Origin of the sequence: Planktothrix rubescens CCAP 1459/22, assembly GCA_904830895.1 — a bacterium.
In the GTDB taxonomy this organism is placed as follows: domain Bacteria; phylum Cyanobacteriota; class Cyanobacteriia; order Cyanobacteriales; family Microcoleaceae; genus Planktothrix; species Planktothrix agardhii.
Map to the genome: position 1 here is coordinate 1,381,629 of LR882958.1, position 14,925 is coordinate 1,396,553.

A 14,925-nucleotide genomic window follows, 5' to 3' on the forward strand; every position below is an offset into this window, starting at 1 on the left:
CAACACCTAAATTTTCCTAAAATCTGATTCAGACTCAAACATTTAAGATTAAGCACAGATTTTGACAAATTTTGCAGGAACATTAGATACAATAGTGATGTCGATAAATGCTACTATCTCTGCCCATCGGTAAGCGTGATTAATTATGGCTATGCCAATGTTTTTCCTCCACCGTGCAACCCTTGGACTAACGTTATTGTTGCAAATCGTGGTTGCTAATAGTTTGATTGTGACTGCCGCCCATTCAGCCTCCTTACCTCAGAATCTGGGGGATGAACAGAATCAGGTTAATTTTGGGGATCGGGAACGGGTTCAGCAACCTGAACAATCGGGCCAAAGCAGTGATTCACCGTTTACCAACTGGAATGCCTTTACACCACCCGAACGGGGAGTACCCGGGCGTCGAGAAGGGGGCGGAACTCGGGGCATAGGTTGTCCTAGTTCGATGACTGCTTTAATTCCAGAGTCTACAATGGGTCGCACCGCATCAGGTCAACCCGCATTTTTTCTTTATATTTCAGGGACAGTCGATCAAAAGATATTAGAATTTGAGATTGCAGATGAAGGGGATAAAACCCTTTACAAAACCACATTTCCCATCAGCACCGATCGCCCTGGAATAGTAGGAATTCAGTGGTCTGAGAATGCTAAATCCGTAACTTTACAAGACAATAAAAATTATCGTTGGTATATAGCACTTAAATGTAACAGTAGTGATGCTTCTAATGATCTTCTCGTGAGTGGCTGGATTAATTCCGTTGCTTTAAGTCCCAATCAAAAACTTGAATTAGGACAAACAACCGATCCCTTAGAACGTTTAAAAATCTATGCCAACCAAGGACTTTGGCATGAAACAATATCAACTTTAGCAACCTTAAAATTGAATGATTCTGAAAATTCATCTCTTAACAATCAGTGGAACGATCTATTAAAATCTATTGGCTTTGATCCGGATCAAAAACAAACTCAGATTGATAAAGAAAAAGCTCAATCTATCCTCGATGCTCCTATTCTGAAAATTCAAACCAATTAGTAATCCCCGTAAATGGAAGTAGACAGTCATTGTAACCGAAAAAAGTTTGATTTTATTGTTTTAATGATTGACGGTTGACTGATTACTGATTACTGTTAACTGATAACTGATAAAAAAATAGGCATTCTATGGGTAGGAGTGAAAATTTTACAAAATTTTGTCACGGTGGTCTGATAGTTACCAGTACCCTATTGCTGGTTGTTTCCCTATTTTCTCGTCAAGGCCTTTCTCAAGAATCTCCAACCCTAATCTCCTCTGTCATAGAAACCCCCGAATCCCTGACCCCCGAGCACGAGATTCCAGTTGTAAAATCAATCCCATTCCTTTCTCCTTCACCTGTAACACCCTCAGAACTTGCTGATATTCCTCCAATTCCTCCTCTACAAACCCTGAACTTTGCGGATTTCTCAGGAAAAGGGGTTTCAGGAGAATCTTGTGATTTTGGGAATTGTCCCACTTTGGCCCAAGCCACACCAATTAATATTCCCCCCCAGGTTCCCCAGCCCGATCCTAACAGAGATCGCTTTTTACCCCGACCTCCTATCCCCCCGAAACCCGAACCCCCGCCAAATCCTGAATTAACCCCCACTCCTACCCCCGCCCCTACCCCGCCAACGGATGAAACCCCGATTCCGGTTCAACAGATTAACGTTACTGGTAGCACTATTCTTACCTCAGAGGAAATAAAAACCTTAGTTAACCCTCTGGAAAATACTTCTGTCACCCTAACTAAACTGCGAGAAATCGCCGATAAAATCACAGCCATTTATTTGGAACGGGGTTATATTACCTCCAGAGCAATTGTTCCCGAACAAACCATTAATAATGGCATTGTCGAGATTCAGGTAATTGAAGGAACCCTAGAAAATATCGAAGTGGAAGGAATCAAACGCCTCCATCCCTCCTATATCACCAGTCGGATTAATTTAGGTGCGGCTAAACCCCTGAGTACCGCCGCCTTAGAAGACCAATTGCGACTATTAAGAATTAACCCCTTATTTGAAACCGTAGAAGCCAGTTTAAGGGCTGGAACCCAAGAAGGTCAGAGTATTTTAATTGTGCGGGTCGTAGAAGCACCGCCCTTTGGGGTTAGTTTGAATGTGGATAACTATTCTCCACCGAGTATTGGTTCTGAACGCATGGGGATAAGTGTCCGTCATCTCAATCTTACAGGTCGCGGGGACTTCCTGGGACTGTCTTATAATACCACTCGCCTGATTGCGAATGGGGATTCAGATATTATTGATGCTTTGTATAGTATTCCGATTAACCCCATGAACGGAACCATACAACTGAGAGTTCAACCTTACCAAAATCGGATTACTCAAAAGCCCTTCGACGCCCTGAATATTGAAGGGAAATCTCAACGTTACGAAATTAGCTATCGTCAGCCACTGATCCGTAACCCAATCTCGGAATTTGCCCTCTCTTTTGGCTTTGCTTACCAAGATAGTCAAACCTTTTTAGACAATAACGGAGAACCCTTTGCCTCCGGGCCAGATAGTAAGGGATATACTCGCACCAGTGTGCTGAAATTTGGACAGGACTATCTGATTCGAGATACACAAGGGGCTTGGGCCTTGCGATCGCAATTTAACCTCGGTTTAGATATCCTCGGCGCCACCGATGTCAGTACCCCCAATGCGGCGTTTTTCAGTTGGTTAGGTCAAGTCCAACGGGTACAACGTTTAGGGGAAAATAATCTTCTAATTGCCCAAGGGGATATTCAATTATCGGCTGATCCGTTATTTCCCTCACAACAATTTGTTATAGGAGGTGCGTTATCCCTCAGAGGATATCGTCAAAATGTTCGGGCTGGGGATAATGGCTTTCGGATTTCCTTTGAAGATCGGATTACCCTCGATCGCAATAAAGACTCTGAACCTGTGTTTCAACTGGCTCCATTTCTCGATTTTGGTGGGGTTTGGAATCATGATCGCAACCCTAACCGAATTGTCGGAAAAACCTTTTTAGCAGGTGCAGGACTTGGATTAATTTGGCAACCAGTTAACGGCTTAAATCTTCGCCTAGACTATGGGATTCCCTTAATTAGTATTAGCGATCGGGGTAATAATATTCAAGACGATGGGATTTATTTTAGCGTGACTTATACCCCTTAAGTTACTTTTTCAATTGATTAAATTCTGCGACCGTAATTCCCATTTGCTTCAAAATTTGGGACAATAGCAACCCAGCGATTAGAAATCGTGGCTACACAGACAAAACCCGCCTACGCGGGTTTAAGACCCTGATTAAACTATTGTTAAAAGTCCGCGCAGGCGGACTTAGGTTGTATAGCCCGCCGTTTCAACGGCTGGGAACTTTTTTTGGGTACTTTTTCCCCAAGCATGACAACCCGAAATGGCACCGAACGTAAGCGACAAATGTTCCATTATCATCAGGACGGGTAACAATCGTATAGTCTTGTAAAATTTTCATAGCTATCTAATCACGCACATAATATCCAGAATTAGTTAATTCAATCATATCTAAATCTAGGTATTTTGGCTACTGCAATTAACCCCAATCTCCTCGTTTCTAAGTTCTACCTAGAAATGATATTAATGGAGGCTCCGCCTCCTGTTATTTGAGGCAGAGCCTCAAAGTTGGCATTCCAATGCAGAGCATTGGAACGAGATCATTATTACTCTTATTGATTAATTTGAGAGGCAAATTGAGGACAAAAATGTTTAGTAGCTAAGACCAAACGAAAACTGACAAGGCGAAGATTAGCTCTGTATGTTGCTGAACCTTCATCTTGTTGAGACAGTTTTTCAGATTCAGATTTAATAATATCTTGGTAAGATTGACCTGATTGAAAAGCAGCACAAAACTTTTTGGCTTCATTAACTTCTCCATCTGGTGAATTTTTAATTGTGCTTAATAGAAGACTTTTTAACAAAGGTTCTTCCTGGGAATTAGCTAACTTTTTATAGTTTTGAATAAAAGATTGTTCTACTGATAAGTTATTCAAAATTTGAGCAGGATTTTGAATAGTAGAATTTAATCTTCCACACATATAAGTTGGAATTCGCATATTTTGATCGAGAGAATTGATCCAAAAGCAACCCTCAACTTCTTGAGCTTTAATGTCTAAAATTGAAAAAAAGAAAGTATTAAATAATGTCAATGGTAGAATAAACTTTGACATTATTTCATTGATTTTCATGTTTATATATCCTTAAAATATCAATACCAAATTATTATCTCCAGTCTACAAAAACGGGTGGTATTTTTATATCGCTTTCTCTGCGACCTCCTAAATCTGTGTCTTTCAAAACAGGTTTTCTAAATTCACGTCTTTGGTTGGGAGCCAAATAAGCTTCTACATCTAATGTTTCAGTTGTAATCACATCTCCTGTTGATTTATCCTCAAATTGTAAGGTTATCTGACTAACCTGAATAGTTTCATTTGTTGTATTAGTAATTGTACCTATTATAAAAGGAAATTCTGATCTTTCCCTAATTATTTTTGTATTAGTTAAAGCAATGCCTTTAATAATAGCCGGAGGCTCTAACTCTGCTTTTAATTCAGGGATACAGATTCCATCTAAATTAATAACTCGGTCTGCATGATCAACAATAAAACAACCAGGATTTTCCTGTGCTATAGCAACATTTTGCTGATCAGAAGTTACTAAAATAGTAATCGTTGATACACCCAAAAGTGAAATCAAGCTAATTCCTACAACTTGATTGAAACCGTTAAATTGATTAAGCATACGTTCTCCTTCTGTTTGAAATTTAGCTAGATAGAAACCCGAACATTTTCAATGCCTATAGTTTCTATCTAGCTAAGTTCAAACTTGTGTTAAAATTAGCTAGTTTGAATTAAAACTATTCAGATATTGGATAGCGGGGTTAAATCAAAACTTAAAACTATTTATTTGGGCTAATTCGCTCAGATGAATAATTACTACACATCATTTCAACTAGGTATTATTATCGGATAATTTGTGATTCTGTACAGTCGGAAAAAGTCGGATTAAGTCGGGAATTTTATATTTTTTTCAGATTTGAGAAAGTCGGAAAAAATCGGAAAAGGTCGGAGAAAGTGGTTGAGGTCGGAAAAAGTCGGGTACAATAGAGACAAAACTAACATCTAACACAGGGTATGGACGTGCAAGAAGTCCTCAGACTAGCGGATCACTTGGTTTTTACCAAGACGGGAAAGCGCCTGGATGATCTTCAAGAAGCGATATTAAGGGGGAGTTTAGAGAACGAAAAATACTCAAAAGTGGCGGATGCGTTTCACTGTTCTGAGGGTCATGTCAAGGATATTGCTTCTGATTTATGGAAAATTCTCTCCGATGCTTTAGGGGAAGAAGTGAGAAAATATAATTTACGTTCGACTCTGAATCGGCAAAAATCTTCTAATTTCCTAAATTTTGCTAAAGATTCTGTACAAATTAATCATATTAATGTTTGTCATAAACCTCCTTTATCCTCAGATGATTCTGCTACACCTAAAAACAATAAAAATGAACCTTTATTAAGAGTTAATTTAGATGATGCACCGGATGTTTATGAATTTTTTGGACGAACAGAAGAACTGGAAACTTTAACAGATTGGATACTCGAACAACGCTGTCGAGTGGTGATGCTTTTGGGGATGAGTGGAATCGGAAAAACAGCATTAGCGGTTAAATTAGTTCAAGAGATTCAAGAAAATTTTGATGCGGTAATTTGGCAAAGTTTGGAGGCTCAACCCGCTTTAAATGAATTATTAATAAATTTACTGCAATTTTTATTAGACCAACCAGCAAATCAACTTCCAGTAACTTTGAATGAACAATTGAGTGAATTAATGAAGGTATTGCGATCGCAACGTTGCTTAATTATTTTAGATGATTTTCAAACTTTATTTAATTCAGGTCAATTAGCTGGAAATTATCGACCCAATTTTGAGAATTATCGGTTATTTATTAAAAAAATCAGTCAATTAAATCACCAAAGCTGTATTATACTAAATAGTTGGGAATTACCAAAAGATTTAATTGAATTAAGAGGGAAAAATACAGCGATACATTATTTATTGCTTTCTGGTTTAGGAGAATCAGCAAAAGATTTGTTAAAAGCTCAGGGATTATCAGATATTGAAAATTGGAATACTTTACTTGATTATTATGGGGGAAATCCATATTTTCTAAATAGTATTTCTACAGTTATTAAAAATTTATTTGGAGGTAAAGTTTCTGAATTTTTAGACTATGAAACTTTATTTCTAGGAGAGGATTTAATGGAAAGTTTAACCCAACAGTTTAATCGGTTATCGGAATTAGAACAAAAAATTATTATTCATTTAGGACAAAACCCTAACAGGATTATGCTATCAGAGTTTCAATCTAATCTGAAAATATCTCATTCAGATGTATTAAAAGCCTTAGCTTCTTTAGGACAAAGGTGTTGGATTGAAAGATTACAATTAGAAAGTCGCATCTATTTTACCCTTCAACCGATGCTGAAATATTATATAGCGAGTCTAAATGAATTGTAAAAAATAGGGGTCAATATTTTGAAATATTATCAGGGGAAAATATCTTACCCCAATTCACCCTAAACTTAGAACAAATTTGATCAACCCCGTTGTTGCGCTTCAGCGCAATCAGAAACCTATAATCAAAACAATTAACCTCAATAATTTTCTCGTTTCTAGGTTCTACCTAAAAATGCCGTTGATGGAGGCTCCGCCTCCTATTATTTGAGGCAGAGCCTCAAAATTGGCATTCCAATGCAGAGCATTGGAACGAGGGGAAATTATTCTGAAATATGGAGGTACGCCCAAAAAACCAGGTTTCTTCAAAAAACTAGGTTTTTAATCCTCTGCGGAAAAATTTGCAAAAATTAACATTTAACCGGGTTAGTTTTGATCAAGGAATTTTTAGGGTAAATAATCAGTAAAATTGCTTAGTCTTTTTGGCCAAAAATTCCTGAATTACGATGGGATACCAGAGTCAATGATCACTCTTTAACCGATAACTGATTAGGGTAAAGGGTTTTATGGGGGTAACTTTTGGACATTTCAACCCAACCTGGTTTTTATTTTTTTGCTTATTGTAACTATTTTTATAAAAAAAGTAATATAAAAAATTAAAAAATATTACTTTGAGGCTTAAAATTGATTCTGATTTGATATAGTTAAAATTAATCTTTAATCCGCGATAAATCTTGAATTTATAGCCATATCCATTAAAATCACCCCTTTCCTTTCTGGGGTAGTTAGACAATAATGGCTGTATCAAACCAAGAAAACCACTGCCAACAGTCAACAGTTTTTAATCAAAACCGATAAGGAGAAACAATCGTGAAATTAGCAGTCTACGGTAAAGGCGGAATCGGTAAATCAACTACAAGCTGTAACATTTCTGCCGCTTTAGCCAAACGGGGTAAAAAAGTCCTGCAAATTGGATGCGATCCCAAACACGACAGCACCTTTACCCTCACGGGATTTTTAATTCCCACGATTATTGATACCTTGCAGGAAAAAGACTTTCATTACGAAGATATTTGGCCAGAAGATGTAATTTACAAAGGCTATGCCGGGGTAGATTGCGTTGAAGCGGGTGGCCCTCCGGCGGGTGCAGGATGTGGCGGTTACGTCGTGGGAGAAACCGTCAAACTCCTGAAAGAACTCAACGCCTTTGACGAATACGATATCATCCTGTTTGATGTCTTAGGGGACGTGGTTTGTGGTGGTTTTGCTGCCCCCCTCAACTATGCCGACTATTGCGTAATTGTCACCGATAACGGTTTTGATGCCTTATTTGCAGCTAACCGCATCGCCGCTTCGGTACGCGAAAAAGCCCGGACTCACCCCCTACGGTTAGCGGGTTTAATTGGCAACCGCACCTCCAAACGGGATTTGATTGAAAAATATATTGAAACCGTCCCCATGCCCGTTTTAGAAGTGTTGCCCTTAATCGAAGATATTCGGGTTTCTCGCGTTAAGGGAAAAACCCTATTTGAGATGGCCGAAACCGATCCGTCCCTCAACTATGTCTGTGATTATTACCTAAATATTGCCGATCAACTATTATCCCAACCCGAAGGAGTCGTCCCTCAAGACACCCCAGATCGGGAATTATTCTCGTTGTTATCAGATTTTTATCTGAATCCGACTCAACCCCTTGTTCAAAGTCACGATCCTGAGCTAGACCTGATGATGGTTTAATATGTCTAGCTATCTCAGGATGAGGATATAGAGGTTATGGCTTTCTTCAAAGACTTTTCCGTCGCACTTAAAGATAAGTGGTTGCAATATTACCAGGCCAATCGGGATTGGCTGGTGCTGCAAATGGATTTGAATTCAATCCCGACCCCAGATGGCGGTCGAAGACCTGCCTCATCCCTCATTTTGGGAACGATCAACGCGCTTGACCCCGAGGCAGCCCAACTAATGTTGCCATTTTCGAGGCTCAATCCCGATCCCGAAAAACTGATTGAGGTGTTAGGGCTACATTTTGACCCGGATTTGGCGTTGGCGGGTAGGTCTACATCGGAACAGCCTGCAACCGTTGCGGTTCCAGCCTATCAAGCCCCAGCCGTTGCCCCAGGTTATGCTCCATCGCCGGAAATACCCCTATTCGTGGCTAAGGCTGTCCCGGGATATCATCATCCAGCACCTCCAGAAACATTGAGTTTGGAGGAGGACATCACCCCAGCACAAACACTCAATGTTGCGGGTGCTGTGGCGGCAGTGGCGGGCGCTACTGCGGTTGTGGGTGTGGCTGCGGTGATGGAGAAAACCCAGGATGACTTCAATCTCGAATATGATGACTTGGGCATGGGGGATCTGGGTTTAGATATCGACACAGAGACCGCTAACATAGCCGAGGAAGACTTTGAGCTTGGGTTGGAGGATGAATCAGAATCTCTGGGGACTGATGACCTAGACATGGATTTGGAGTCCGATGATTTGGATATGAGTTTGGAGTCCGATGAACTTGAGTCCGATGATTTGGATATGAGTTTAGAATCCGATGAACTTGAGTCCGATGATTTGGATATGAGTTTAGAATCCGATGAACTTGAGTCCGATGATTTGGATATGAGTTTAGAATCCGATGAACTTGAGTCCAATGATTTGGATTTTGGGCTAGAGTCGGAAACAACATCGGCGGAATTGGACATCAATACCGACTCTGATGTCTGGGGAGATGATGTTCAGACCGAACTGGGCGAAGAAAATGGTTTAACCGGTGAACTCGATCTCAGTTTAGATGCCTCCGATGATCTGGGTTTAGATGGGATGGACGATTTTGGGTTAGAAGCGGACGAACTCGGTTCAGAAGGTTTAGGAGGGTTGGAATTAGGAGATACGGATTCCGGTCTGGATGATGATCTCGGTGATTTCGGGTTAGAAGATAGTTCCTCCAATGGCTTAGGTCTTGATGCTGGTGGAGATTTAGATGATTTGGGATTAGGAGATGATGATTTAGGGGAGTTTAATCTCGACGATATGGGGGATTTAACCACGGGAGATATGGATGATATCGATATCGAAGGGTTAACTGGTTCTTCAGATGATGATGAAATTTCCCTGTCGGATTTTAAATAATTTACCGACCTAGTTTCCTAATCCTTAATCGGGTTTGGACTTTGAATCTGCACGATTCAAAGTCATAGATGGTCTTGTCAAATTTTGATTAACAAACATCCGATTAAGAGGAAAAAATTATGACCGTTGCTCAACCACAACCGGAAGGTTTAACTTTTGAGTGTGAAACCGGAAATTATCACACCTTTTGTCCGATTAGTTGTGTCGCTTGGTTATACCAAAAAATTGAAGATAGTTTCTTTTTAGTGATTGGGACAAAAACCTGCGGCTATTTTCTGCAAAATGCCATGGGGGTGATGATTTTTGCCGAGCCCCGTTATGCGATGGCAGAATTAGAAGAAGGGGATATTTCCGCTAAACTGAATGATTATGATGAATTAAAGCGGTTGTGTTTACAAATTAAACGAGATCGCAACCCCAGTGTGATTATTTGGATCGGCACTTGTACCACTGAAATTATTAAAACGGATTTGGAAGGGTTAGCGCCGAAATTAGAATCTGAACTGGGTATTCCGATTGTGGTTGCGCGGGCTAATGGCTTAGATTATGCCTTTACTCAAGGGGAAGATACTGTATTAGCAGCAATGGCAGCCCGTTGTCCTGATAAAGCTCCGGTGGCAGAAACGGAAAAAAATGAACGAAATGCGATTCAAAAATTACTGAATTTTGGCAAACAAAAAGAAGATGTTGCTCAAGAAGAATCGGAATATGCTAATCATCCGCCCTTAGTTTTATTTGGTTCTTTACCTGATCCTGTTGTTACTAATTTAACCTTAGAATTGAAGAAGCAAGGGATTAAAGTTTCCGGGTGGTTACCTGCAAAACGTTATACAGAATTACCTGTATTAGAAGAAGGGTATTATGTAGCAGGAGTTAATCCATTTTTATCTCGAACTGCTACAACATTAATGCGGCGTCGTAAGTGTAAATTAATTGGTGCGCCCTTCCCGATTGGCCCCGATGGAACCCGGGCTTGGATTGAAAAAATCTGTTCTGTTTTTAATATTCAACCCAAGGGTTTAGATGAACGGGAAGCACAAATTTGGGCGAGTATGGAAGATTATCTTCAAATTGTTCGGGGGAAATCTGTGTTTTTCATGGGGGATAATTTATTAGAGGTTTCTTTGGCACGGTTTTTAATTCGTTGCGGAATGACTTGCCCAGAAATTGGTATTCCTTATATGGATAAACGGTATCAGGATGCGGAGTTAAGACTATTAGAAAAAACCTGTCATGAGATGGGTGTTCCTTTACCTACTATTGTGGAAAAACCGGATAATTACAATCAAATTCAACGAATTTATGAGTTAAAACCGGATTTAGTGATCACCGGAATGGCTCATGCTAACCCATTGGAAGCCCGGGGTATTAATACTAAATGGTCGGTGGAATTCACCTTTGCCCAAATGCACGGGTTCACCAATGCACGGGATATTCTGGAGTTAGTAACTCGGCCGTTACGTCGAAATAACAGTCTCAAGGATTTGGGTTGGGATAAGTTAGTTAAGGAAGATGCGAAGGTTTAATTATTTCTTTCCTTTTAGGGAATAAATGATTATAATTAAAAGGGTGATCGAATGCGATCGCCCTCTTTGCTATAATCCTCAGTAATCGGTGCATCAAATAGAAGGAAAATTTTCGTCTCCTCAGAGTAAATATCCAGATCGTTGTGGTAATTAACGAATAAAATAATATCGTTAAACCGTTGGGGATCAATATTTTAGGAAAATCACCCCAAAAAAACCCGGAAAACTTTCAATTCCCTTAAGATTGTTTATGAAATCGTTAAGTTCACAGAAAAGTTAACCCTTTGCTATGACAATGGAAATACTATATAGAGTTTTATTGGATTATGATCGTTAACTCATCAGTTGATGATCCTATCTGGAGGATTTAAGTCTTATGTCTCCCCAAGCTAACCTCCTGACTTTCCTTCAGGTCGTCCCTGTTTGTCACTATGACGCTTCCCTGGAAACCTTGGGATTTATTTTTTCCCAGGGAAATTGTGAACAGGTGGTGATTGTCAACTCCCAATATCAGCCCCTAGGAATGATTTCGTTGCGTCGTTTCCTTCCCTATCTGCTGAATCAGATTCCTGTTTCCCCACCGAGTCAGACTCAACCGTCCCTCGGAGAAATTTTTCAAGCCATCATTGAGCCTGTGATTGGTATTCCCTCCCATTTAAACCTACAAGAATTCTGGCTCTATTTACAATATCAGAATTCCCAGACTGGGGCGGATCAGACTCAAACTCAAAGTATATCCTTAGCTTTAGTGAATCAGACGGGGGAATTTATCGGATTAATTGATAGTTTACAGGTGTTAGACCATTTGGTAAAGCATTCCCAACCGTTCCCCCCCGTTGAGTCACCGAAAGCGTCACCCCTTCAAACTTTCGACTGGAAGACAGAAAACTCACTCGAATTAAGTTTTTTATCCCCAGACAATTCTACTTTTTCAAATCATTTAATTGAGTTTTTAAGTGAACTACCTATTCCCTTAATGATTCAACAGAATGATGGCACGATCATAAGTCAAAATTTAGCTTGGCGATCGCTAATTGGGCGAGGAGCAGAAGTCGTACAGGAAGTCGCAGAAGCAGTAACCCGTTGGACTGAAACCCCTGAACTATTTTCTGAGCAGGAAAACGGGCTGAATTCCCCTTTAGAAACTACTGGAAACTTGGGATTTTTATCTAACCCCTTAACCCATGTTGCTGAACCTTTAGCCTCAAATTCAGCCTCCTTAGAAATGCCCCAATGGTGTCAATTTGGGAACAAACCAGATACTTATATTTGCATTTGTCCTGTTACTCAAAATCAGGAGCGGGTATGGCAATTTACCCGTCAACGGTTGAACCCAGAATCAGAAATCGCATTATGTTTAGAAGAAAAGACTAATGACCTGTGGTTAGTGTTAGCTCAAGATATTACAGAACAGCATCGAGTTGCCCAGGAACTCACTGCTAAAAATACCGATTTAATTCAACTAAATCGCATCAAAGATGAGTTTATGGCTTGTATTAGTCATGAACTAAAAACTCCTTTAACGGCAATTTTAGGTCTATCGAGTTTATTAAAAGATCAAGTCTTAGGGGAACTCAATGAAAGACAAACCCGTTATGCCCAACTAATTCATAAAAGTGGTCGTCACCTGATGTTAGTGGTGAATGATATTCTGGATTTAACCCGCATAGAAACCGGACAATTAGAGTTAGTTCCTGAACCTTTACATATTCATACCGTTTGTCAAGCTGCCTTTGATTTAGCAATTCAACATTACCAAAGCCAGGATAAATCGGATATTAAACTACAAGCAGAAATCCTAGCCCAAGTTAAACGTCGATTTCACTTAGAGATTGAACCCGGTTTAGAAACCTTCGTCGCGGACGAACTTCGCTTACGACAAATGTTAGTCAATTTGTTGTGTAATGCCCTAAAATTTGCCCCCGATGGCAGTGATTTTGGTTTACAAGTTAGTCGTTGGGAAAATTGGGTAGCTTTTACTATTTGGGATCAAGGAATTGGGATTCCTGATGATAAACAACATCTGATTTTTCAAAAATTTCAACAGTTAGAAAGTCCCCTAACCCGTGAATTTGAAGGAACAGGACTAGGGTTAGTATTAACCCAACATTTAGCGCGACTACATGGGGGAGATGTCAGCTTTATTTCTAAACCCAATCAAGGCAGTAAATTTACGCTATTATTACCACCAAATCCCCCCCGTCACAATTGGGAATTAAGACATAAAATAGGTAGTCAAGACTCTCAATTTTCGACTTCTACTCCTGTAGTTTCCTCGGAAAAATCTCGGTTAGTATTAATTGTAGAAACCGTTCCCCAATTTATTCAAAACCTGAGCGAACAACTGACTGATTTAGGGTATAGAGTCGTGGTAGCCCGTTCAGGAACAGAAGCGGTTGAAAAAGCTCGTTGTTTACAACCTAGGGCGATTTTATTGAATCCTTTAATTCCTTTATTATCTGGTTGGGATGTTTTAACCCTACTCAAAACCGATCTAAAAACCCATCAAATTCCCGTGATTGTTACCGCCACGTTAGGAGATAAACAACGGGCAAAGATGAATCATTGTGATGGATTTCTCCGCCTTCCGGTTCAAGGGTTAGAGTTAGAAAAAATGTTGGCAGAATTACTCCCAGAAGTTCCATATTCTGTGCCACAACAGTTAATTATTCTTTGGCTGAGTTTATCGGGAAATCCTCAAAATTTAGTCTCAACGGGAGCTTGGGAAAATAAAAACTATATTTATCATTCAGCCTTATTTTTATCTCGATTTTCCCATTGCCGAATTTTAGAAGTAGATGATATTAGTCAAGCCTCCATCATGGCTCAAATTTGGCATCCTAATGTCATGGTTTTAGAGCGAGATAGTTCGATACAAAATCCATCCTATGTTTTACGGGAAATTAGTCAACAAGAAAGTTTAGCCCGTTTGCCCATTGTCACCCTAGACCCCCTGACCACTCAGGTTGCTAATCAAGTTGAAAATTTATCAATTTTTCCTTGTTTAGCTAATTCCCCAGAAGACCAACTCAACTCTCAAAGTTTTCCTTTATCTATCAGTTCAGCTTTATTAGAAGTCGTTCAAATTGCGACCCGTTTAAGTTGGAAACCTAGTATTTTAGTGGTCGATTCTTCTGTTTTACATGAAGAACAATTCGGTCATTTATTAGATTCTGAAGACCCTAATATAAACCCAGAGTTTAATTCTGAATTAATATTAGGGTCTGACAACAACTCCCCCTGTAATTTTGAGAAAAATCCAGCCCGTCTTGATCGGATCAATGATACTAATTTTAAGATCGATCAAGCCCTAGTTCAATATATTGAAATTGCTGGATTTCAAGGAATTATGGGGAAAAATTGGGAAGAAATTATTCGGAAAATTCAATGTAAAAGTTTGGATTTAATATTAATTTGTTTTCGAGGTCAATCCTTTGCTAATATCGTTGAAGCCTTGTCAACTTTGGAAAAAATAGAATCAAAAATCCCCATAATTATTTTAGCACAATCAGATATTAATATCTTGAATCAGACCCTCAGTAAAAAACAAGGAAATAAACCATCTTCTACCGTTGAATTAGAGGAGCATATTTGGAAAAAAATGGCTATTTATTTGCAACGCTTTACTTCTAGTTTTCCCCTTAAAGTCTTACCCTTTAATTTATCCGTAGATTCTTTGTTGGAGGAAATTAAAGTTTTACTAACTCACCCTAAACCCTATAAATGAATTCGGCAAAACGTAAATGGTTGATAGATTCCATAATATTTAATCAATTCTTAAAATTTCTAAAAGTCGAATGATTTTATAC

Annotated in this window: 9 protein-coding genes; 7 read left to right on the plus strand and 2 right to left on the minus strand. The window is 39.4% G+C overall.

Annotation, left to right across the window (positions count from 1 at the left end):
* Positions 1-145: 145 nt before the first annotated feature.
* Both NMG86_RS06510 and NMG86_RS06515 read left to right on the plus strand, forming a co-directional pair.
* On the plus strand, positions 146-1,033 hold the full coding sequence (locus NMG86_RS06510) for a DUF928 domain-containing protein (RefSeq protein WP_051340011.1): 888 nt from the start codon (positions 146-148) through the stop codon (positions 1,031-1,033).
* A 128-nt stretch (positions 1,034-1,161) separates the two neighbouring features.
* The gene (locus tag NMG86_RS06515) at positions 1,162-3,153 is read left to right on the plus strand and encodes a ShlB/FhaC/HecB family hemolysin secretion/activation protein (RefSeq protein WP_052338657.1); all 1,992 of its coding nucleotides are present in this window, start codon (positions 1,162-1,164) and stop codon (positions 3,151-3,153) included.
* Positions 3,154-3,683: 530 nt separating this feature from the next.
* Here the strand turns inward: NMG86_RS06515 and NMG86_RS06520 are convergent.
* Both NMG86_RS06520 and NMG86_RS06525 read right to left on the minus strand, forming a co-directional pair.
* On the minus strand, positions 3,684-4,202 hold the full coding sequence (locus NMG86_RS06520; protein ID WP_026789165.1) for a hypothetical protein: 519 nt from the start codon (positions 4,200-4,202) through the stop codon (positions 3,684-3,686).
* Positions 4,203-4,236: 34 nt separating this feature from the next.
* The gene (locus NMG86_RS06525) at positions 4,237-4,755 is read right to left on the minus strand and encodes an FxLYD domain-containing protein (protein ID WP_026794317.1); all 519 of its coding nucleotides are present in this window, start codon (positions 4,753-4,755) and stop codon (positions 4,237-4,239) included.
* A gap of 392 nt (positions 4,756-5,147) precedes the next feature.
* Between NMG86_RS06525 and NMG86_RS06530 the strand changes: the two genes are divergently transcribed.
* The 5 genes from NMG86_RS06530 to NMG86_RS06550 all read left to right on the plus strand — a co-directional run bounded on the left by NMG86_RS06530 (position 5,148) and on the right by NMG86_RS06550 (position 14,843).
* Positions 5,148-6,530: a helix-turn-helix domain-containing protein gene (locus NMG86_RS06530; protein ID WP_026797271.1), complete on the plus strand. Its 1,383-nt coding sequence runs from the start codon at positions 5,148-5,150 to the stop codon at positions 6,528-6,530.
* A gap of 807 nt (positions 6,531-7,337) precedes the next feature.
* A complete protein-coding gene (gene bchL, locus NMG86_RS06535) occupies positions 7,338-8,204 on the plus strand; it encodes a ferredoxin:protochlorophyllide reductase (ATP-dependent) iron-sulfur ATP-binding protein (RefSeq protein WP_026794315.1) in 867 nt (288 codons plus the stop codon).
* Between the two features lie 36 nt (positions 8,205-8,240).
* Positions 8,241-9,590, plus strand: coding sequence for a DUF5331 domain-containing protein (locus tag NMG86_RS06540; protein ID WP_026789170.1), 1,350 nt, complete (start codon positions 8,241-8,243; stop codon positions 9,588-9,590).
* Between the two features lie 119 nt (positions 9,591-9,709).
* Positions 9,710-11,116: a ferredoxin:protochlorophyllide reductase (ATP-dependent) subunit N gene (locus tag NMG86_RS06545; RefSeq protein ID WP_026789171.1), complete on the plus strand. Its 1,407-nt coding sequence runs from the start codon at positions 9,710-9,712 to the stop codon at positions 11,114-11,116.
* Positions 11,117-11,492: 376 nt separating this feature from the next.
* Entirely contained in the window at positions 11,493-14,843 is a 3,351-nt protein-coding gene (locus tag NMG86_RS06550) for a hybrid sensor histidine kinase/response regulator (RefSeq protein ID WP_026794312.1), read from the plus strand.
* The last annotated feature ends 82 nt before the right edge of the window (positions 14,844-14,925 follow it).

Excerpts from the sequence above, each read along its gene's own strand:
- NMG86_RS06510 (WP_051340011.1), top strand. The coding sequence starts at position 146 with ATGGCTATGCCAATGTTTTTCCTCCACCGTGCAACCCTTGGACTAACG.
- NMG86_RS06515 (WP_052338657.1), top strand. The coding sequence starts at position 1,162 with ATGGGTAGGAGTGAAAATTTTACAAAATTTTGTCACGGTGGTCTGATA.
- NMG86_RS06520 (WP_026789165.1), bottom strand. The coding sequence starts at position 4,202 with ATGAAAATCAATGAAATAATGTCAAAGTTTATTCTACCATTGACATTA.
- NMG86_RS06525 (WP_026794317.1), bottom strand. The coding sequence starts at position 4,755 with ATGCTTAATCAATTTAACGGTTTCAATCAAGTTGTAGGAATTAGCTTG.
- NMG86_RS06530 (WP_026797271.1), top strand. The coding sequence starts at position 5,148 with ATGGACGTGCAAGAAGTCCTCAGACTAGCGGATCACTTGGTTTTTACC.
- NMG86_RS06540 (WP_026789170.1), top strand. The coding sequence starts at position 8,241 with ATGGCTTTCTTCAAAGACTTTTCCGTCGCACTTAAAGATAAGTGGTTG.
- NMG86_RS06545 (WP_026789171.1), top strand. The coding sequence starts at position 9,710 with ATGACCGTTGCTCAACCACAACCGGAAGGTTTAACTTTTGAGTGTGAA.
- NMG86_RS06550 (WP_026794312.1), top strand. The coding sequence starts at position 11,493 with ATGTCTCCCCAAGCTAACCTCCTGACTTTCCTTCAGGTCGTCCCTGTT.